Raw genomic sequence first — 19,905 nt, forward strand, 5'->3', positions numbered from 1 at the left:
CATATTGATCTGAGATAAATGAAAGACTGCTGATGCCAGCAGTCTTTTTTCTTTTGTCCGGCATGAAATAGTTCCAGGCAAAGGAATTCTCCTGCTTTCTGTCGTAATACAAGAGGAGGAATCATAAGGGGGATTGTATTCATGAACAAAAAAGAATGGTTTGTGCACAATGAAACGTACCTGCACTGGCTGAATCAGCTGAACACAATGGACAAAGACACCTTTTTCGCTCCGCTTGCTGAAGGCAAATGGTCTGTTGCGGCAATCGTATCCCATCTTGGTGCCTGGGACCGTTACAGCCTGGAAGAAAGAGTTCCTTTCGTAAAAGAAGGTGCATCGCTATCACGATATCCGGACTTTCAGGCATTCAATCAAAAAGCCTGGGATGATGCACATAGTGGAAAGAGCCGGGAAGATATCATACGGGAAGCTGTGACCCAGCGTGAGAAGCTGATCGAAAAGGCAAAGACCTTCAATGAGGAGCAGTGGAATATCCGTTTTACGATCGGAAAGCAAGAAATGACGTTTGAGGAATATATTACAGGTTTCGCAGAGCATGATGAACATCATATGAAACAGCTATCGGAAAAAAGTCATAATTGAGGGTCTGCTGTGTGGTAGAATGAGGAAAAGAAAGGGTGAAGCACATTGACGGGTCTGGTTGCAGTTATTATGATTTTTTCGATTCCGCTGGCCGCTGTGATCACCGATCATTTTCAAAAACTTGCAAAGTTGAAAAATGCATCGATTGACAAGCAGCTCAAGCTTGAGCAACTGAAGCATGAGAATTTTCTCCTCGAAACAGAAAAGCTCCGCCTTGAACTCGAAAAAAGGCACCTGCTGGATTCACCTTCCGATCAGAAGCGGCTCAGCTGACACATGAGCGCGCGGCACAAAAGCCGGGTGCTTTTTTTGTGGAAAAAAACAGATACTTTCAGGTGGAATTGTCCAGACAGAGCCACATTTCTCTTCGCCAAAGTGATCCCGAAACTCAAAACCCTTTATTTGACGCGATACTTTCCCGCCTGACCAACCTTTCTATTTCGCGTCATACCCTATGTAATTAAACAGAAGAACAGCGACTGGCTCTTATAAAAAACAAATATAATCAACCAAGGCCGTCCTCTTTTAACAAAATAATCATAAATGTATACTAAAGGGCCGTACTCATCCGAAGACTCCTGCGGCAGAGAAGCGACAGGTGAAACAGCGTAGTGCGAAGCGCTAGCTGGTTCACCGCGCGGCCGCGGAAAGCGTAGGGTGAGTACGGCCCGGTTTTTTATACAAAAAAACACGATCCTCAACAGAGAATCGTGTTTCCATTATGACCCGTACGGGATTCGAACCCGTGTTACCGCCGTGAAAGGGCGGTGTCTTAACCGCTTGACCAACGGGCCTCTTATGGTGGCGGCAGAGGGGATCGAACCCCCGACCTCACGGGTATGAACCGTACGCTCTAGCCAGCTGAGCTACGCCGCCGTATGTTAGAAAATGCTGTGCGTTCAAATGAGGCACAAGATATATAATACATAGCCTCTGAAGAAGTGTCAATGATTTTTTTGAACTTTGTCGGATTGTTTCAGGTGCCGTCTGATACACACATGAACGTAAAGAATCCGTCGAACACTTTTTAGGTTCTCCTCTGTCATTATGACAAACTCTCCCTGCATGTTCCTTCTATAATAATCGGCAAAGATCATGTGAGGAGTGGACAAATTAATGACCAATGTACATGAAGCAAATTTCGAACTGACCACCGCCCTGTCACTCACCCGTTCCCGTAAACAATCAAAATGGCAGCCTGAGCTTGCGATACGCAAATTAGCTGTCTGGTTTTATGAGAAAGGAGCCGTCCATATTCTCATCAGTCTGATGCTCGGACGGGCCGTGGTGATGTCACAGTTCACTCCTTTTGCGCTTCCTTTTTTCGCAGTGGTGCTGCTTTTTCAAAAAAGTCGTACGGCTGCCGTGTTCCTTGGTCTGATTTTAGGTGCTTCTACATTAAGTCCGCAAATGGGCTTGTATACGGCAGGCGCACTCGTGTTGTTCAGGATGACAGCTGCTGTTTTGAAAAACAGACTTCGTCAGCGTTTTGTGCTGGCAGGGGCGGCAGCAGGGGTGTTAGCTGTTGCAAAATCCATTTATCTCCTCACGACCGGTCCGCTCACCTGGGTGGACGGTGTGATGATTTCCCTTGAGGCTTTGGCTGCGGGGATTCTTGCACTCATATTTATGCAGAGCTTTACCATTATAAAAAAAGGCAGAAAGGCGGCCTATACGCATGAGGAGCTTGTGGCACTGGCTGTATTTGCCGCCTCGATCGCTGTTGGTTTAACCGGCTGGATGGTAGGGGAGTTTGCCGTCAGCCATATGATGACCCGTTATTTAGTGGTCGTTGCGGCATTGGCTGCGGGTGCGCTCGTTGGCTCCACTGCAGGTGTGGTGACGGGATTGATCTTCTGTTTGTCTTCGTTTGCGCATATGCCTGAAGTGGCGCTGCTGGCTGTGGCCGGTTTACTCGGGGGGCTGCTGAAATCAGGAAAAGTGATGGGCGTATCGCTCGGGCTGATGCTTGCCACCCTTTTAACCGGGTTAATGATTGGGGACACACTGCGTCTTGAGGCGTCGTTGTATGAGTCTGCCGTTACGGCTTTATTGCTATTTGTCACGCCTAAAAAGTGGATCACGGCGATCGCCCGGCACGTCCCGGGATCCGATGAATACATAGAAGAACAGCAGAGGTATGCCCTGAATGTCCGTGATGCGACCGCTGAAAAGGTGGAGCGCTTTTCGGATATGTTTGCCGAGCTGTCAAAAAGCTTTTCGTGTAAAGAGACATTGCCTGAGGATCCGCAGACGGAAGCAGATTATATGATCAGTAAAGTGACCGCCCGGACGTGCCAGCAGTGTTTTAAAAAAGAATTCTGCTGGACGTCCCAGTTTGACCGGACGTATGAATGGATGACCGATCTCGTCTACAGGGACAATGATAATAAAACCTGGGAGTCACTTTGTGTGAAATCTGAACAGGTGAAAAAGGAATTCGAAGATGAACAGATGAATCTCCATTTACAGGATCAAATGAAAGAACAGCTGAAAGAGGGCAGTCAGTTTGTGGCCAGACAGCTGTCCGGGCTGTCAGATGTGATGAGAGACTTTGCTTCAGAGCTTCAGCGTGAAATACAAAAGCATGACGGACAGGAGGAATCCATTAAGAAGGAATTACAGGGCTATGGCATTCAGGCGGAGCATGTGGAGATTCATTGTCTGGAATACGGTAAGGTGGACCTGGATATTATGCTGCCGTTTAAAGAAGAGCACGGAGAGTGTGAAAAGCTGATTGCACCGATGCTTTCTTCTATTTTAAAAGAAACGATCATTGTTTATAAGAAAACAGATCTGCCATCGCCGTACGAAGGAACCGTTGCAACGTACCGTTCTGCAAAGGCGTTTCACGTCAGTGTAGGTGTTGCACATGCTGCTTTCAGGGGAGGACTGGTGTCAGGAGACAGTTACACGGCCGTTCCGTTAAATGAAGGGAAGTATGCCGTGGCGATCAGTGACGGGATGGGTAATGGTGAGAAGGCGAAAAGGGAAAGTGAAGAGACGATCGGGCTTTTACAGCAGATGCTGAAGGCGGGTATTGATGAGGAGCTGGCGATTAAATCGGTTAATTCAATTCTCACCGTCAAGCGGACGAATGATGCTTATTCCACCGTGGATCTCGTGATGATTGATCTGCAAAACGCGAAAGCCAAGTTTTTAAAGGTTGGTTCTGTTCCGAGTTATATTAAGCGCGGGAAACAAATAAAGATGATTGAAGCGGGCAATTTACCGCTAGGCTTTTTCAGGGAGATGGAAATGGATGTGCTTGAGGATCAGCTGAAGGCTGGCGATTTATTGTTTATGGTCAGTGATGGTGTCATGGACGGTTTACGGACGATCGAAAATCCTGAAAGGTGGCTGCGCCGTCAAATTTCAGAGCTGACGGTGGACGATCCGCAGACGGCAGCGGATCTCATTATGGAGGCGGCGGTCCGGTCATCGGGCGGTTCGATTGAAGATGATATGACCGTTGCTGCCATTAAGATTGATCACCAGGTGCCGAAATGGGCGGCCATTCCGCTGAAGCGAAACGCCGGATAGAGGTATGGTTCTACATGTCTGATCACATCCTGTATACTGATAGGTAACTGTAAAGGATAGGAAGGATCAGGACATGAGCGATTTTACCGCGAAAATTAATCGTTATTGCCGGGATCAGCGTTTCCCGATAGAACAAGAGCGTCTGCTGATTGCCGTATCGGGTGGACCGGATTCGCTTGCGCTGCTGCATTTTTTTCAGCACAGCCCATGGCCGGAAAAAGTGGAGGTTGCCCATGTGCATCACGGCCTGCGGGACGGTGCGGATGCAGACCTGGCATTTGTTCAAGCCTATTGCCGTACGCACCAGATTCCCTTTCATTCCCTGAGAGCCGATGTCAAAAAGCGCATGGCAGATACGGGGGAAGGGACTCAGGAAGCAGCCCGGCATGTGCGTTATGAATTTTTTAAAGACATCATGAAAAAAAGAAATCTGACTGTACTCTTACTTGGTCATCATGCAGATGATCAGATTGAAACGGTGCTGTTCCGTCTGACCAGGGGCACAACATTAAAAGGCGTGGCAGGTATACCGCCAAGCCGTCCGTTTGGCTCGGGTGTGATGATCCGCCCATTTCTTGCTGTCACCAAATCAGAGATCGAACAATATTGTGAACAACATCACCTGACACCAAAAATCGATCCAACCAACGCGACGGATTCATACGCGAGAAACCGGATCCGAAACCATCTTCTGCCTTTGTTAAAAAAAGAAAATCCATCTGTCCATGATGCTTTTCGCCGCTTTACTGAAGAGGTTTCTGAGGATGAGGCGTTTCTTTTAAAGCAGGCAACAGAGGCGTTTGATCAAGTTGTCACCAGGCAAAATGAAGAGATGATGTTGCTTCATTTAACTGCTTTTGCCGATTTGGCTCCTCCTTTACAAAGAAGGGTGATTCATCTAATATTAAATTATCTGTATGCAAAAGTACCTACAGCCTTATCTTCTGCGCATGTTCGCGCGGTTCTTCAGCTGATTGAACAGTCTCATCCATCCGGACAGATTCATCTGCCGGAAAAGCTCACGGTCACGCGGTCTTATGCTGATGTGACGTTTCAGTTTTCTTTACATAGGGAACTGGAAGAGGGTGGATACGAGGCATTGATCAGGCCTGGAGAACGGGTGGAGCTTCAGGATGGCACGATTGAATGCCTGGAAGGAGCGGTTCATCCTGCCATTTCGGTTCGTGATGTTTATCACATATATGAACCGGTACACTGGCCGCTGACGATTCGGACCCGAAAAACGGGAGACAGAATTCAACTGCCGGACGGGAATGGATCGAAGAAGATAACGCGTGTATTTATTGACTGTAAAGTACCGCTTCCCCTTCGTGAGGTGTGGCCGATCGTCACAGATTCACAGGGAACCATACTTTGGGTCCCGGCCCTGCGCAAGCGTACTCTGTCGAAAGAGAACGGTGAGCCGGCTGCATATACGTTAATCTATTATTAGGATCTTTTAGGAGGACATTGGTCGTGTTAAATAAAGATATCGAGAAAGTATTGTACACAGAAGAGCAGCTTCAGGACAAGATTAAAGAACTTGGTGCGGAGCTGACAGAAGCATATCAGGATAAATATCCATTGGCCATTGGCGTATTAAAAGGTGCAATGCCATTTATGGCTGACCTGATCAAGCGTATGGACGTGTATCTTGAGATGGATTTTATGGATGTTTCAAGCTACGGGAACTCTACTGTTTCTTCAGGTGAAGTAAAAATCATTAAAGACCTGAACACTAAAGTTGAGGGACGCGATATTTTAATCCTGGAAGATATTATTGACAGTGGTCTGACACTTCACTATCTGGTGGATCTGTTCAAATACCGTAAAGCAAAATCAATCAAAATTGTGACACTGCTTGATAAGCCATCAGGCCGTAAAGCAGATATTAAAGCTGATTATGTTGGATTTATTGTCCCGGATGAATTTGTTGTCGGATACGGACTGGATTATGCGGAACGTTACCGGAACCTCCCATATATCGGTGTGTTAAAGCCTGAGATTTACACGAATTCGGAAGAATAATCGAAACGCGCAACAGAGCGCGTTTGAAGCAGGCTTATTGGTTGTCACGTTTTCTTTTACTATGATAATATTGTTATTAGTTTCTTTGACCGTGGGAGGAGGTAAGGGATGAACCGGATATTTCGTAATACGATCTTTTATTTAATCATTTTCCTGGTAATTATCGGGATTATTGGGTTTTTTAATAACGGAAACCAGCCAAACCAGGAACTCACATATGGTGAATTTATCAACGCTCTCGAAGGCGGAGATGTAACTGAAATTGAAATTCAGCCTGACCGTAACGTATACAATGTTCGCGGACAGCTTGACGGATATGCAGAGGAAGAATATTTCCTTACAAACATCCCGTTTGAAAGCACGACACTTGAAACCATTGATGAGGTAGCACAGCAGAACAGCACAGAAGTGAATGTTCTTCCTGCACCTGAAACAAGCGGATGGGTAACGTTTCTGACAACGATTATTCCGTTCGTCATTATCTTTATTTTATTCTTCTTCCTTCTGAACCAGGCTCAGGGTGGCGGCGGTGGCCGTGTCATGAACTTTGGTAAGAGTAAGGCGAAGCTTTACACAGAAGAGAAGAAAAAGGTTCGTTTCAAAGACGTGGCAGGAGCCGACGAAGAGAAGCAGGAGCTTGTCGAAGTCGTAGATTTCCTGAAAGATCCACGCAAATTTACAGACGTTGGCGCACGTATTCCAAAAGGAATTCTTCTTGTCGGACCGCCTGGAACCGGTAAAACGCTTCTTGCGCGTGCTGCGGCAGGTGAAGCCGGCGTACCGTTCTTCTCGATCTCCGGATCAGACTTCGTTGAGATGTTTGTAGGGGTTGGGGCGTCACGTGTACGTGATTTGTTTGAAAATGCAAAGAAAAACGCACCATGTATCATCTTTATCGATGAGATTGACGCAGTCGGACGTCAGCGTGGAGCCGGACTTGGCGGAGGTCACGATGAGCGTGAACAGACGCTGAACCAGCTTCTTGTTGAAATGGACGGATTTGGTGGTAATGAAGGAATCATCATGATTGCCGCAACAAACAGACCGGATATTCTTGACCCGGCACTGCTTCGTCCAGGACGTTTTGACCGTCAGATTACCGTGGATCGCCCGGATGTTACGGGTCGTGAAGCTGTACTTAAAGTACACGCAAGAAACAAACCGCTTTCTGACAATATCGATCTGAAAGCGATCGCTCAGCGTACACCTGGATTCTCAGGTGCTGATCTTGAAAATCTTCTGAACGAGGCTGCACTTGTTGCTGCCCGTCATGACAAGAAGCTGATTGATATGGGTGATATCGATGAAGCAACAGACCGCGTTATTGCGGGTCCTGCCAAGAAGAGCCGCGTCATCTCTCAAAAAGAGAGAAAGATTGTGGCGTTCCACGAAGCAGGACACACAGTCATCGGGGTTGTACTTGATGAAGCCGATATGGTTCACAAAGTAACGATTGTTCCTCGAGGTCAGGCAGGCGGTTACGCCGTTATGCTTCCGAAAGAGGACCGTTACTTTATGACAAAACCTGAGCTTCTTGATAAGATTACAGGTCTGCTTGGCGGACGTGTAGCCGAAGATATTATCTTTGGTGAAGTATCAACAGGTGCTCACAATGACTTCCAGCGTGCGACGGGAATTGCCCGACGTATGGTAACGGAATTCGGTATGAGTGATAAGCTTGGACCGCTTCAGTTCGGTCAGTCACAGGGACAGGTATTCCTTGGACGCGACTTTAACAGCGAGCAGAACTATTCTGATCAAATTGCGTATGAAATCGATACCGAGATTCAGCGCATTATTAAAGAATGTTATGAGCGTGCAAAAACGATTCTTACAGAGAACCGTGACAAGCTTGAGCTGATTGCTGAAACACTCCTTGATATAGAAACGCTTGATGCTGAACAGATCAAGAGTCTCGTAGATCATGGAAAACTTCCTGAGCGTGACTACGGCTCCGGCGCCACAAATGGCGACAATGAGTCTAAAGACGTAACAGCAGAATCAAAAGAGGCTGATTCAGCAGACGCTTCTTCAGAGAAGCCTGTTGAAGAAAAGTCATCTGAAGAGCTGCTGAAGGAAACGAAGTCCACTGATGAAGAATCTCTATCTTCTGATGAAGAGCGTAAATCTTAATTAATGTGGTATTGATACCAATAAATCCGCGGTTCCCGTTTTGGGGCCGCGGATTTTGTTGTTTCATTCTCTATATCCAAAGCGGTTCTTTCCCGGGAAATAAAATAAAGACGGCCGATTGACATCATTTTTATCGTCTGAAACTTCTACCCCTGTCTTATCCATAAAATATGGTATGATGTGGTCAGTGTGTAGAATACTTTAGGTGTGGTGAAAAAGATGTTATTTGTATTGGATGTTGGGAACACAAACACCGTTCTTGGGGTGTATCAGGAGGATGAATTACTTCATCACTGGCGTGTTGAAACAAACCGGAATAAAACAGAAGATGAATATGGGATGCTTGTGAAGAACCTGTTTGAGCATGTCGGCCTTACTTTCTCTGATTTTGATGGGATCATTATTTCATCTGTTGTTCCGCCTGTTATGTTTCCACTTGAACGCATGTGTAAAAAGTATTTCAATTTAAAACCGCTTGTCGTTGGACCGGGAATGAAGACCGGTTTAAATATAAAGTATGACAATCCGAAAGAAGTAGGGGCTGACCGGATCGTGAATGCAGTTGCTGCCATTAAAGAACATGGCGGCTCCCTGATTATTGTTGATTTTGGCACAGCAACAACCTACTGTTATGTCAATGAAAACCGTCAATACATGGGTGGTGTCATTGCACCTGGTATTGGCATTTCAACAGAAGCGCTGTATTCAAAGGCAGCTAAGCTTCCACGTATTGAAATCGCCCGCCCGGATACGGTGATTGGTAAAAGCACCGTTTCTGCGATGCAGGCCGGAATTGTCTACGGTTATGTAGGTCAGGTGGAAGGAATCGTTTCCCGTATGATGAAGGAAGCGAACGGACCGGTTCAGGTTATTGCCACAGGAGGTCTTGCTTCCTTAATTGCCAAGGAATCGGATATTATTGATATTGTTGATCCGTTTTTAACACTGAAGGGACTTCAGCTGATCTATAAACGCAACAAGGAAGACTGAAAGGAGATTTTTTAAATGAAAGACTATATGGTTCGTGCATTAGCATATAATGATCAGATTCGTGCATATGCTGTCAATACAACGGCTACGGTTCAGGAAGCGCAGGACCGTCATTATACATGGCCGACGGCGTCCGCTGCTTTAGGCCGCGCGATGACAGCGGGTGTCATGATGGGTGCCATGCTGAAGGGGGACAATCACCTCACCGTCAAAATTGAAGGGAACGGTCCTCTTGGTGTCATTCTTGTCGATAGTAATGCCAAAGGGGAAGTGCGTGGTTATGTGACAAATCCCCAGACCCACGTGGAATTGAATGAGCACGGTAAGCTGGATGTCAGAGGTATTGTTGGAACAGAAGGTACGCTGACTGTCGTGAAAGATCTCGGTATGCGTGAAAACTTTACCGGCCAGGTACCGATTGTATCCGGTGAACTTGGTGAAGACTTCACTTACTATTTCGCTTCATCAGAGCAGGTACCATCCTCTGTAGGAGTCGGTGTTCTTGTGAATCCTGACAATACGATTTTAGCGGCAGGTGGATTTATCATTCAACTGATGCCAGGTGCAGAAGAGTCGACGGTCGACGCGCTTGAAAAGCGTCTAGGGATGATTCCGCCTGTATCCAAAATGATTCAGGAAGGCTTGTCACCGGAGCAGATTCTCGAAACGGTTCTTGGTGAAGGGAACGTACGCGTGCTGGATTCACTGCCGGTTTCATTCAGCTGTAACTGCTCGAAAGAACGCTTTGGTAACGCTATTGTCGGTTTAGGAAAACATGAAATTGAAGCCATGATTGAAGAGGACGGCAAAGCGGAAGCGCAGTGTCACTTCTGTCATGAAAAATATGAGTATTCTAAAGGGGAGCTTGAAGAGTTCCTGGAAGAGGCAAAGTAAAAGCGATGACTGAAATCCGTAAAAGACGTCTAAAGGCAAAACCTCTTTTATATATCATCGGATTTTTACTTGTCACAAACCTGATTGCCCTGATTGGCTGGATCACAAAAGGTGGAGATACACCGGCTGCGGATGCAGAGGTTGTTGCCACAGTCGGTGATGAAGAGATCACTAGGCAGGAATGGCTGCATGCGATTGAGCTTCGTTACGGAAAAGAAGTGCTGCAGCAGCTAGTGAATCAGTCTGTCATGGAGCAATCAGCAGAAAAATATAATGTAGTGGTTTCAGAAGAAGAGCTTGAGCAGGAAATGTCCCTGCTCCGCTCTGTTCTGAACGTCTATGATCAGGCTTCTCTGCCGGATGAAGCTGTACTTAGAAATCAGGTTGAAACGGAACTGATTTTAGAAAAACTGATTACAACAGAAGTCGATTTATCAGAAGAAGAGCTCCTCGCTTATTATGAAGAAAATCAGGACCTCTATAACATTCCGGACATGTATCGCCTGTCTCAGATTGTTTTGCCGACGGAAGGGGAAGCGATTCAGACGATTGAAGAGCTTGAGGATGATTCTTCCTTTGAAGCACTGGCGCGTGAACGGTCAATTGATCCTGTGACAGCGAGTCAGGGAGGGTTGCTCGGTTATGTGCCGGTCGACTCTGAATCCGTTGACCCGTCTATTTTAGAGGTGGCCTCAAATCTTTCACCGGGAGAATGGTCAGATCCGGTTCCGGTTGAAAGCGGTTCAGCAATTATTTATCTGCATGAAAATGTTGCAGGTCTATCATTTGAGTTTGAAGAGGTGAAATCCCGCATTGAGCGGCAGCTTGCTATGGAACAGCTGAGCGTTCCCGTCACGGCTGAATCGTTTTGGGATGAGTTTTCAATTACCTGGTTTTACGGCCAGGCTGAATAATCAAAATAGTTGAAAATTTTGTGTTAAATTGATACATTTGCATTATGTAAAACCGATCACATTACTAGGGATTAGGAGTGAGAGAATGGTACGTGTTGCAAATAATATTTCTGAATTAGTCGGGCAAACCCCGATTGTAAAGCTAAACCGTCTCGTTGATGATCAGTCAGCGGACGTTTACCTGAAACTTGAATACATGAATCCGGGCAGCAGTGTAAAGGATCGTATCGCCCTTGCGATGATCGAGGCTGCTGAAGAAAAGGGCGACCTGAAGCCTGGAGATACATTAATTGAACCAACGAGTGGGAATACAGGAATTGGACTTGCGATGATCGCAGCGGCCAAAGGCTACCGTTCCGTTCTTGTCATGCCTGAGACCATGAGTATGGAGCGCCGCAACCTGCTTCGTGCCTACGGGGCAGAGCTTGTGCTGACGCCGGGTCCTGACGGAATGAAAGGTGCGATCAAAAAAGCGGAAGAGCTGGCTGCTGAAAAAGGCTATTTTATGCCCCAGCAGTTCAAAAATGAAGCAAACCCGGAGATCCACCGACGCACGACGGGAAAAGAAATCGTCGAACAAATGGATCAGCTGGATGCTTTTGTTGCCGGAATCGGAACGGGTGGAACGATCACCGGAGCCGGTCAGGTGCTGAAAGAGCATTTTGACGGCGTAAAGATTTATGCGGTGGAGCCTGCAGATTCACCGATTTTATCAGGGGGAACGCCTGGACCGCATAAAATTCAGGGGATCGGAGCCGGTTTTGTGCCGGATATTCTGGATACAAAGGTTTACGATGGCGTCATCCAGGTAACCAACGATCAATCCTTTGAAACGGCCCGCAGAGCGGCAAAGGAGGAAGGCATTCTTGGTGGAATTTCATCAGGTGCAGCGATTTTTGCTGCGTTGAAGGTGGCAAGGGAACTTGGCAAAGGAAAGAAAGTACTAGCTGTGATTCCGAGTAACGGAGAGCGCTACCTGAGCACACCGCTTTATCAATTTGAAGATTAATAAAAAAGCAGTCCTTCTTAGAGGGACTGCTTTTGCTTTGGTTTCATTGAATAAAAAACTGCCCAAACGCCAAAAGGCATTCAGACAGTCATTGATTACGCTCTTCCGATTACGCGGACTTCCTTCTCAAGCTCTACACCAAACTTATCTTTTACCGTTTTCTGAACATGATGAACAAGATCAAGGTAATCCTTTGCAGTGGCATCGCCTTTATTAATAATAAAGCCTGCATGCTTCAGTGAAACCTGTGCCCCGCCGATCTGCACACCCTGCAGGTCGGAATCCTGAATTAATTTACCGGCAAAATGTCCGGGCGGACGCTTGAAAACACTGCCGCATGAAGGATATTCGAGCGGCTGCTTGGATTCACGTAAATACGTCAGCTCATCCATTTTTGCCTGAATAACAGTCTGATCTCCGGGCTCAAGCTCGAACTCAACTTCTAGAACGATCCAGTTTTTATCCGGGACAAGGCTTGTGCGATAATCAAAGCCAAGCTGATCTGCGCTTAGCCTCTCAATTCTCCCTTCCGGCGTCAGGACTGTCACGTACGTGCATACATCCTTAATCTCTCCACCGTACGCGCCGGCATTCATATAGATCGCGCCGCCTACACTTCCGGGAATTCCGCAGGCAAATTCAAGTCCACTTAATGAAAAATCGCGTGCAGCCTGAGACACCTCAATAATCGGAGCCCCTGCCTGAACCGTGATCGTATAATTTTCTATTGTCATATTCGTCAGGGATGTCGTTAAGATGACAAGCCCTTCAATACCGCCGTCCTGAATCAGTACGTTGGAGCCATTTCCAAGCACCATCCATGGCAGATTATTTTTCTGTGCGAACTCTACTGCTTTTGCCAGCTCTTCTACTGATTTTGGAATCGCCAGGTAATCAGCATTCCCGCCTATCTTTGTATACGTATAGTCTTTTAACGGAACGTTTTTTTGAATCATGTTGTGCCTCCTGTGATCAAATGCCATAGTACTCGAGGGACGTACATTTTCACATATAAACGCCCCTTCTGCAGAGACTTCCCGCTAAAAGGAGCGTTAATAGGTAAAGTATAGGGAATCAAGCGGGATACGTCAATTTTTTATCTGAAAAGAGGAGAAAGGACCGCTTTTTATGAAGCGGGTCTCCTCTACCAATTTCAACTGCATTTCGTGTATGATGAAGAGTGAGTAAATGGCCTGGGAGTGAACATTCATGAGTCAATATACAATCACGTATCAGACGGTTCAAACAGATCGTGATACGTTTTTTCATACGTACCAGCAGATGGCTGATCAGGAAGAACGCCATCTGTTTTTTGAAAGTGGCCGGGGTGGCCGATACAGCATAGCGGGACTGCGTCCTTTTGCCTTTGCAAAAGGGAAAGATGAAGATCTGACAATTCATCATAACGGAACGCAGCAGACCATGCAGGGAGACCTCGTTAAAAATCTGATCCACTGGATGGAGCCTTACCGGACAGAGCCAATTCCCGAGCTCCCGGATTTTCAGGGAGGGGCGGCAGGCTATATCAGCTATGACTACGTCCGTTCGATTGAAAAACTGCCTGAGCAGGCGAAGGATGATCTGGACCTGCCGGAAGTATATATGCTGTTTTTTGATGAATTTCTTGTCTTTGATCATCATACGGATACCCTTTATTTTATGCTGATGCACAGTGTCTTAGAACCCGCGGATGATCGCCTCGAAGCGCTCCTTTCTAAATGGAAGTCGTGTGAGACGAACCAATCTATCACTGCATTTACAGGCGGGGATCCTGAAGATGAGATGACCGTTTCAATGGATGAAGAAGCTTTCGCTGAAGCGGCGGAAGCAATTCGCACTTATATTTCTCAAGGCGACGTGTTTCAGGTCAACCTGTCCGTGCGTCAGGCAAAACCACTGAAGGTCAAGGCGGATGCTGTGTATCGTGAGCTGAGGGAATTCAACCCGTCTCCTTATATGTCCTACATTCACTTACCTGAATTTCAGATCGCATCTGCCTCACCTGAGCTTTTAGTGAAAAAAGCAGGGACAGAACTGAGCACCCGTCCGATTGCTGGAACACGCTCACGCGGACAGGATGCAAAAGAGGATCAGAGACTGGCGGATGAGCTCATTCAAAATGAAAAAGAGCGCGCTGAACACGTCATGCTCGTAGACCTCGAGCGTAATGATCTCGGGCGCGTCAGCCAGTACGGTTCCGTTGAAGTGAATGAGTTCATGGTGATCGAGAAATATTCACATGTGATGCATATCGTGTCCAATGTCCGCGGGACGCTGGATGAACAGTACGATGAGGCGGATGTGATCCGCGCGGTGTTCCCGGGCGGCACGATCACAGGTGCGCCAAAGGTTCGCACTATGGAGATTATTGAAGAGCTTGAGCCGGTGCGCCGTGGACTTTATACAGGATCAATCGGCTGGGTCGGCTTTAACGGTGATATGGAATTAAATATCGTCATCCGGACGATGCTGGTAAAAGACGAAACGGCTTATGTGCAGGCAGGGGCAGGTGTTGTCATCGACTCGCATCCGAAGCGGGAGTATAAGGAGTCGCTGAAAAAAGCGCGTGCACTCTGGCAGGCAAAAGATCAGGCGGAAAGCAGAGGGATGAATTCATGATTTTAATGATCGATAACTATGATTCGTTTACGTATAATCTCGTGCAGTTTCTCGGAGAACTCGGTCAGGAGCTGATCGTCCGCCGAAATGATCAGATCACGATTGAAGAAATCCGGGAGATGAATCCTGACTACCTGATGATCTCTCCGGGGCCATGCAGCCCGGATGAAGCGGGTATCAGCCTTGAAGCGATCAAAGCTTTCGCCGGCGAGATCCCGATTTTCGGTGTCTGTCTCGGTCACCAGTCGATTGCACAGGTATTTGGAGGCAACGTCGTGCGCTCCCTTCGTCTCATGCATGGTAAAACGTCACTCGTTTACCATGATGGTGAAACCGTTTATAAGGGAATGCCGATGCCGTTTACCGCAACGCGTTATCACTCACTAATCGTTGAAAAGCATACATTGCCGGATGAACTGCTGATTACGTCATGGACTGATCAGGGGGAAATTATGGGGATCCGTCACCGCGAGCTTGCGGTAGAAGGTGTGCAGTTCCACCCTGAATCCATCATGACGGAAAACGGGAAGCAGCTGCTGAAAAACTTCCTTGAAACGTATCAGTCTCATAAGGTTGAAACGCCATGAAGCTGTACTTAAATGGCCAGATCGTAGAGGAAAAGGACGCCGTTATTTCTCCTTTTGATCACGGGTTTTTATATGGAATGGGTGTATTCGAAACGTTCCGCACGTATGATGGTCACCCTTTTTTACTCGGGGATCATCTGGAGAGGCTCAATACTTCGTTAAAGGACATGAATATCGATTACGAGATGAGATTTGAGCAGACGTGTGAGATCATTCGCCGTCTGCTTGAGGCAAACGGCGGGGAGGATGGCTATTTCAGGCTGAATATTTCTGCGGGGGAACGGGGAATCGGGCTCGATCCAAGCCCGTATGCGGAACCTACTGTAATGCTCCTTCAAAAGCCGGTGCCGCCTGTGCTGGCATCAAAAACAGGACAATGGCTCAAACTAAGACGCAACACACCGGAAACCGCTACCCGTTTAAAATCTCATCACTATTTAAACAACCTGGCAGCGCGCCGCGAAATTTCATCTCCTTCTATTGAAGGGCTCTTTTTGACAGAGGGCGGATTTGCAGCGGAAGGGATTACGTCCAACTTGTTCTGGGTGAAAAAGGACACACTCTTTACCCCTGCGGTTGAAACGGGAATTCTACCGGGTGTGACAAGGAAACTTGTGATGAGACTTGCTTTACTCAAGGGTCTCCGGGTAGAAGAAGGTTTCTTTAAGGCTGAAGAAGTGGAGCAGGCCGATGAAGTCTTTGTGACAAACTCCATTCAGGAGCTGATCCCGCTGACTAAACTCGGAGCTGCAACGTTTAACGGGCAGCACATCTCCCGGTCGTTAAAAAGCTTATATGAACAGGCTGTTAAAGATCGGCTGAATGCAGTAAATGAGGTGAAAATATCATGAAGATGCAATGTGGCGGGTACACACTCGACTTTGCAAAAAAAACGCTTATTATGGGCATTTTAAATACAACGCCGGATTCCTTTTCAGATGGAGGGCAATATATCGATCGGGAGCAGGCAGTGAAGCGCGCCAGACAAATGGCTGAAGAAGGCGCAGACATCATTGATATCGGAGGGGAATCCACCCGCCCGGGGCACACACCTGTTTCAGTTGAAGAGGAGATTGCCCGAGTGGTTCCAGTCATTGAGGCCGTCAAAAAAGAAGTGAACCTGCCCATCTCAATCGATACATACAAATCCGTCACAGCAGAGGCTGCGATTAAAGCGGGTGCAGATATCATTAACGATGTCTGGGGGGCAAAAAAGGACCCGCAGATTGCCAATGTGTCGGCTGCTTACCAAAAACCGATTATTTTAATGCATAATCGGGAAGACCGTAACTATGAAGATTTTATTGCAGATGCCATTGATGATTTAAAGGAAAGTATACGGATTGCAGAAAAAGCCGGTGTGCCGTCTCATCAGATGATTCTTGATCCTGGCATCGGCTTTGCCAAAACCTTTGAACAAAACGTGGAGATGATGCGCCACCTTGATCGAATCGTGGCAATGGGCTATCCTGTTCTGCTCGGTACTTCGAGGAAATCTATGATCGGCAACATTTTAGACCTGCCGGCAGATGAGCGTATGGAAGGAACAGGCGCGACAGTCTGCTACGGCATTCAAAAGGGCTGCCATATCATGCGCGTGCACGATGTAAAACAAATATCCCGGATGGCAAAGGTGATGGATGCGCTCAACGGAAAGGGTGGAGAGAATGGATAAAATCAAAGTAAGTGAAATGGAGTTTTACGGCTATCACGGTGTATTTGAAGCGGAGAATAAGCTGGGCCAGCGGTTTCGTGTGAATGCAGTGCTTGAGCTGGACTTAACAACATCAGCTAAAAGTGATGATGTAGAGGATTCCATTAACTATGCGGATGTCTACAAAACATGTAAGAGCGTAGTGGAGGGCGAAACCTTTAACCTCGTCGAAACGATTGCTGAAACGATTGCTGATAAAATGCTACAGCAATTCGATAAGCTGCAGAGGGTAACAATCGAAGTCATCAAACCGGATCCGCCTATTCCGGGCCATTATAAATCCGTCGCTATTGAAATCACGCGGAGCCGGTCTTAATATGCCGGCTCTTGCTTATGTCTCACTTGGATCAAACATAGGTGACTCCTTATCCAATCTCCAGCAGGCAATCCGGCTGTTGGATGAAACGGCTGGTGTGAAAGTTAAATCCGTTTCTTCTGTGTATGAAACCGATCCGGTCGGCTATGAGGATCAGCAGGTTTTTTTGAACATAGCTGCAGGTGTGGAAACAAACCTGTCTCCTGATGAACTGCTTGTGAGGTGTCTTGAGATCGAGCAGACACTCGGACGGGAGCGGGTCATCCGCTGGGGGCCGCGCGCGATTGATCTCGATGTGCTGCTTTATGACGATGAGCAGCTGGAGACCGAACGGCTGACGATCCCGCACCCGCGTATGCACGAGCGAAGCTTTGTACTGGTCCCGTTGCTTGAGTTAAATCCTTCACTGATTCATCCTGTGCTTCATCAGCCGTTTAGTGAACTGCTGACGGATACATCAGGTGTACGGTTATTCAAAGAAACAGAACGTCAGAAGCCAGAAGTCTTTTTGTCTCTATAGATAAAACCTGAACTGCCGGATCATCACCCGGCAGTTTTTTCTGTCTATTGACTTAAAAGACTTTAGGGGTGTACGTACAGTTTATATTGTGTAAAATAGACAAGTAATCAAAAGAACCCGGTATCGTACCTTGATTCATACATGAAAAATTGAGAAGGAGTGACAAACATGAGTCATGAAGAAGTAAATGACCAGGTCCGCGTACGCCGCGAGAAAATGGAAGCCATCCGTGCACAGGGAAATGATCCATTCGGCAAACGCTTCGACCGCACCCACGGTTCAGCCGACATTAAAAATGAATTCGGTGAACTGTCTAAAGAAGAATTAGAAGAAACGTCCCATGAAGTAACAGTAGCTGGACGGATCATGACAAAGCGCGGCAAAGGGAAAGCGGGCTTTACCCATATCCAGGATCTTCAGGGACAGATTCAGCTTTATGTCCGTAAAGATGCAGTAGGCGACGAAGCCTATGAGCTTTTCAATACAGCCGACCTGGGTGATATTATCGGGGTAAGCGGAACAATCTTCCGTACAAAAGTAGGAGAACTTTCTATTAAAGCATCCAGCTTTGAGCTCCTGTCAAAATCACTGCGTCCACTGCCTGAGAAATTCCACGGCCTAAAAGACGTTGAGCAGCGCTACCGTCAGCGCTACCTGGACTTGATTACAAGCGAAAACAGCAAAAACACGTTTATTACAAGAAGCCGCATCATCCAGTCGATGCGCCGTTACCTTGATAACAACGGCTATCTTGAAGTAGAAACGCCAATGCTGCACTCAATCGCGGGTGGAGCGGCTGCACGCCCATTCATCACGCATCACAATGCACTCGACATGGAACTCTACATGCGTATCGCGATTGAGCTTCACTTAAAGCGCCTGATCGTTGGTGGCCTTGAAAAGGTCTGCGAAATCGGACGCGTATTCCGTAATGAAGGGATCTCTACGCGACACAATCCGGAATTTACAATGATCGAGCTGTACGAAGCCTATGCTGATTACAATGACATCATGGACCTGACAGAAAACCTGGTCGCGCACATCGCGCAGGAAGTATTAGGCACAACGGTTGTTCCATACGGTGACTACGAAGTAGACCTTACGCCGAAATGGACCCGTCTGCATATGGTTGATGCCATCAAAAAGGAAACAGGCGTCGACTTCTGGAAGCAGATGAGCAACGAAGAAGCACATGCTCTTGCAAAAGAACACGGTATCGATGTAAAAGACTCTATGGAGTACGGTCACATCGTCAACGAATTCTTCGAGCAGAAAGTAGAAGAAACTTTAATTCAGCCTACATTCATTTACGGACACCCGGTGGAAATCTCTCCACTTGCGAAAAAGAACCCGGAAGACGAGCGCTTCACGGATCGTTTTGAACTATTCATCGTAGGCCGTGAGCACGCCAATGCCTTCACAGAGCTTAATGATCCGATCGACCAGCGCGAACGCTTCGAAGCACAGCTCAAAGAAAAAGAAGCCGGCAATGACGAAGCACACGAAATGGACGACGACTTCATCGAAGCACTTGAATACGGTATGCCACCAACAGGCGGACTCGGAATCGGTATCGACCGTCTAGTGATGCTGCTGACAAACTCACCATCTATCCGTGACGTACTATTATTCCCATTGATGCGTCACAGAGATTAATATAGAATCATTTTGCACCCGGCTGCTGATGCAGCCGGGTGTTTTTTGGGGGACGGAGCGGGCGTTCCTTTTGCCGGGCTCTGTCCCCTCTTTACACGTCTGTAACCTGGCTGAAAAAATAATTCATGTTTTTATAAAAAAGGTATTGTCACGATCCAAACCCCGTGTTATATTATTATTCGTTGCCACGACAGCAAACGGCAGCGAAAAATAAAAGCGAAAAAAGTTGTTGACACTGATGTCGATAAGATGTTAAGATAACATGGTCGCTAAAAAACGACAACGCTTTTAAAAAGAAGTATTGAACCTTGAAAACTAAACAACCAAACGTCAACGTTTAAGATTTTAAGTCTTTTTCGAATAAAAAAGACAATGAGCT

The 19,905-nt window shown here is 47.0% G+C and carries 18 protein-coding genes and 2 tRNA genes; 17 read left to right on the plus strand and 3 right to left on the minus strand.

Features of this window, described 5'->3' with window-relative positions; genetic code table 11:
- The first annotated feature begins 141 nt into the window (after positions 1–141).
- Both E2491_RS03150 and E2491_RS03155 read left to right on the plus strand, forming a co-directional pair.
- A complete protein-coding gene (locus tag E2491_RS03150) occupies positions 142–603 on the plus strand; it encodes a DinB family protein (protein ID WP_134372526.1) in 462 nt (153 codons plus the stop codon).
- Between the two features lie 45 nt (positions 604–648).
- A complete protein-coding gene (locus E2491_RS03155; RefSeq protein ID WP_134372529.1) occupies positions 649–876 on the plus strand; it encodes a hypothetical protein in 228 nt (75 codons plus the stop codon).
- A 449-nt stretch (positions 877–1,325) separates the two neighbouring features.
- On the opposite strand, the gene E2491_RS03160 is transcribed toward E2491_RS03155, so the two are convergent.
- Positions 1,326–1,397 (minus strand) — tRNA-Glu (locus E2491_RS03160).
- A 5-nt stretch (positions 1,398–1,402) separates the two neighbouring features.
- A tRNA-Met gene (locus E2491_RS03165) sits at positions 1,403–1,479 on the minus strand.
- A gap of 240 nt (positions 1,480–1,719) precedes the next feature.
- Here E2491_RS03165 and spoIIE point away from each other — a divergent pair.
- From spoIIE to cysK, 8 genes are all read left to right on the plus strand, one after another.
- Positions 1,720–4,146, plus strand: coding sequence for a stage II sporulation protein E (gene spoIIE / locus E2491_RS03170; RefSeq protein WP_134372532.1), 2,427 nt, complete (start codon positions 1,720–1,722; stop codon positions 4,144–4,146).
- A 73-nt stretch (positions 4,147–4,219) separates the two neighbouring features.
- A complete protein-coding gene (gene tilS / locus E2491_RS03175) occupies positions 4,220–5,599 on the plus strand; it encodes a tRNA lysidine(34) synthetase TilS (protein WP_134372535.1) in 1,380 nt (459 codons plus the stop codon).
- A 23-nt stretch (positions 5,600–5,622) separates the two neighbouring features.
- Positions 5,623–6,174 carry a hypoxanthine phosphoribosyltransferase gene (gene hpt / locus E2491_RS03180; RefSeq protein ID WP_134372538.1) on the plus strand — a complete coding sequence of 184 codons (552 nt, stop codon included), beginning with the start codon at positions 5,623–5,625 and terminating at the stop codon, positions 6,172–6,174.
- A gap of 108 nt (positions 6,175–6,282) precedes the next feature.
- A complete protein-coding gene (gene ftsH, locus E2491_RS03185; protein WP_134372541.1) occupies positions 6,283–8,307 on the plus strand; it encodes an ATP-dependent zinc metalloprotease FtsH in 2,025 nt (674 codons plus the stop codon).
- Positions 8,308–8,526: 219 nt separating this feature from the next.
- The gene (locus tag E2491_RS03190; RefSeq protein ID WP_134372544.1) at positions 8,527–9,297 is read left to right on the plus strand and encodes a type III pantothenate kinase; all 771 of its coding nucleotides are present in this window, start codon (positions 8,527–8,529) and stop codon (positions 9,295–9,297) included.
- A gap of 15 nt (positions 9,298–9,312) precedes the next feature.
- Positions 9,313–10,191: an Hsp33 family molecular chaperone HslO gene (gene hslO / locus E2491_RS03195; RefSeq protein ID WP_134372547.1), complete on the plus strand. Its 879-nt coding sequence runs from the start codon at positions 9,313–9,315 to the stop codon at positions 10,189–10,191.
- A gap of 5 nt (positions 10,192–10,196) precedes the next feature.
- The gene (locus tag E2491_RS03200; protein WP_134372550.1) at positions 10,197–11,105 is read left to right on the plus strand and encodes a peptidyl-prolyl cis-trans isomerase; all 909 of its coding nucleotides are present in this window, start codon (positions 10,197–10,199) and stop codon (positions 11,103–11,105) included.
- Positions 11,106–11,190: 85 nt separating this feature from the next.
- A complete protein-coding gene (gene cysK, locus E2491_RS03205) occupies positions 11,191–12,114 on the plus strand; it encodes a cysteine synthase A (RefSeq protein ID WP_134372553.1) in 924 nt (307 codons plus the stop codon).
- A 95-nt stretch (positions 12,115–12,209) separates the two neighbouring features.
- Here the strand turns inward: cysK and murB are convergent, their stop codons facing one another.
- The gene (gene murB, locus E2491_RS03210; RefSeq protein ID WP_244093866.1) at positions 12,210–13,070 is read right to left on the minus strand and encodes a UDP-N-acetylmuramate dehydrogenase; all 861 of its coding nucleotides are present in this window, start codon (positions 13,068–13,070) and stop codon (positions 12,210–12,212) included.
- A gap of 253 nt (positions 13,071–13,323) precedes the next feature.
- Here murB and E2491_RS03215 point away from each other — a divergent pair, with 253 nt between their 5' ends.
- The 7 genes from E2491_RS03215 (at position 13,324) to lysS (ending at position 19,526) form a co-directional block, all read left to right on the plus strand.
- Entirely contained in the window at positions 13,324–14,733 is a 1,410-nt protein-coding gene (locus tag E2491_RS03215; protein ID WP_134372559.1) for an anthranilate synthase component I family protein, read from the plus strand.
- A complete protein-coding gene (gene pabA / locus E2491_RS03220; protein WP_134372561.1) occupies positions 14,730–15,320 on the plus strand; it encodes an aminodeoxychorismate/anthranilate synthase component II in 591 nt (196 codons plus the stop codon). Before E2491_RS03215 ends, pabA begins: the two co-directional genes overlap by 4 nt.
- On the plus strand, positions 15,317–16,171 hold the full coding sequence (gene pabC / locus E2491_RS03225; protein WP_134372564.1) for an aminodeoxychorismate lyase: 855 nt from the start codon (positions 15,317–15,319) through the stop codon (positions 16,169–16,171). Before pabA ends, pabC begins: the two co-directional genes overlap by 4 nt.
- 2 nt (positions 16,172–16,173) lie before the next feature.
- Positions 16,174–16,995, plus strand: coding sequence for a dihydropteroate synthase (gene folP / locus E2491_RS03230; RefSeq protein ID WP_134372599.1), 822 nt, complete (start codon positions 16,174–16,176; stop codon positions 16,993–16,995).
- Positions 16,988–17,350 (plus strand): dihydroneopterin aldolase, encoded by a 363-nt coding sequence (folB, locus tag E2491_RS03235; RefSeq protein WP_134372567.1) that lies wholly within the window; start codon positions 16,988–16,990, stop codon positions 17,348–17,350. The genes folP and folB overlap by 8 nt, the downstream gene beginning before the upstream one ends.
- A 1-nt stretch (position 17,351) precedes the next feature.
- Positions 17,352–17,870 (plus strand): 2-amino-4-hydroxy-6-hydroxymethyldihydropteridine diphosphokinase, encoded by a 519-nt coding sequence (gene folK, locus E2491_RS03240; protein WP_134372570.1) that lies wholly within the window; start codon positions 17,352–17,354, stop codon positions 17,868–17,870.
- Between the two features lie 168 nt (positions 17,871–18,038).
- A complete protein-coding gene (gene lysS, locus E2491_RS03245) occupies positions 18,039–19,526 on the plus strand; it encodes a lysine--tRNA ligase (RefSeq protein ID WP_134372573.1) in 1,488 nt (495 codons plus the stop codon).
- Positions 19,527–19,905: the final 379 nt, after the last annotated feature.

Origin of the sequence: Jeotgalibacillus sp. R-1-5s-1, assembly GCF_004405105.1 — a bacterium.
Taxonomy (GTDB): domain Bacteria; phylum Bacillota; class Bacilli; order Bacillales; family Jeotgalibacillaceae; genus Jeotgalibacillus.

Bases quoted from the DNA above. Each gene is read 5' to 3' on its own strand.
- E2491_RS03190 (WP_134372544.1), top strand. From the start codon at position 8,527: ATGTTATTTGTATTGGATGTTGGGAACACAAACACCGTTCTTGGGGTG.
- ftsH (WP_134372541.1), top strand. From the start codon at position 6,283: ATGAACCGGATATTTCGTAATACGATCTTTTATTTAATCATTTTCCTG.
- hslO (WP_134372547.1), top strand. From the start codon at position 9,313: ATGAAAGACTATATGGTTCGTGCATTAGCATATAATGATCAGATTCGT.
- E2491_RS03215 (WP_134372559.1), top strand. From the start codon at position 13,324: ATGAGTCAATATACAATCACGTATCAGACGGTTCAAACAGATCGTGAT.
- folB (WP_134372567.1), top strand. From the start codon at position 16,988: ATGGATAAAATCAAAGTAAGTGAAATGGAGTTTTACGGCTATCACGGT.
- E2491_RS03150 (WP_134372526.1), top strand. From the start codon at position 142: ATGAACAAAAAAGAATGGTTTGTGCACAATGAAACGTACCTGCACTGG.
- cysK (WP_134372553.1), top strand. From the start codon at position 11,191: ATGGTACGTGTTGCAAATAATATTTCTGAATTAGTCGGGCAAACCCCG.
- murB (WP_244093866.1), bottom strand. From the start codon at position 13,070: ATGATTCAAAAAAACGTTCCGTTAAAAGACTATACGTATACAAAGATA.
- tilS (WP_134372535.1), top strand. From the start codon at position 4,220: ATGAGCGATTTTACCGCGAAAATTAATCGTTATTGCCGGGATCAGCGT.
- pabA (WP_134372561.1), top strand. From the start codon at position 14,730: ATGATTTTAATGATCGATAACTATGATTCGTTTACGTATAATCTCGTG.
- lysS (WP_134372573.1), top strand. From the start codon at position 18,039: ATGAGTCATGAAGAAGTAAATGACCAGGTCCGCGTACGCCGCGAGAAA.
- spoIIE (WP_134372532.1), top strand. From the start codon at position 1,720: ATGACCAATGTACATGAAGCAAATTTCGAACTGACCACCGCCCTGTCA.
- pabC (WP_134372564.1), top strand. From the start codon at position 15,317: ATGAAGCTGTACTTAAATGGCCAGATCGTAGAGGAAAAGGACGCCGTT.
- folP (WP_134372599.1), top strand. From the start codon at position 16,174: ATGCAATGTGGCGGGTACACACTCGACTTTGCAAAAAAAACGCTTATT.
- E2491_RS03200 (WP_134372550.1), top strand. From the start codon at position 10,197: ATGACTGAAATCCGTAAAAGACGTCTAAAGGCAAAACCTCTTTTATAT.
- folK (WP_134372570.1), top strand. From the start codon at position 17,352: ATGCCGGCTCTTGCTTATGTCTCACTTGGATCAAACATAGGTGACTCC.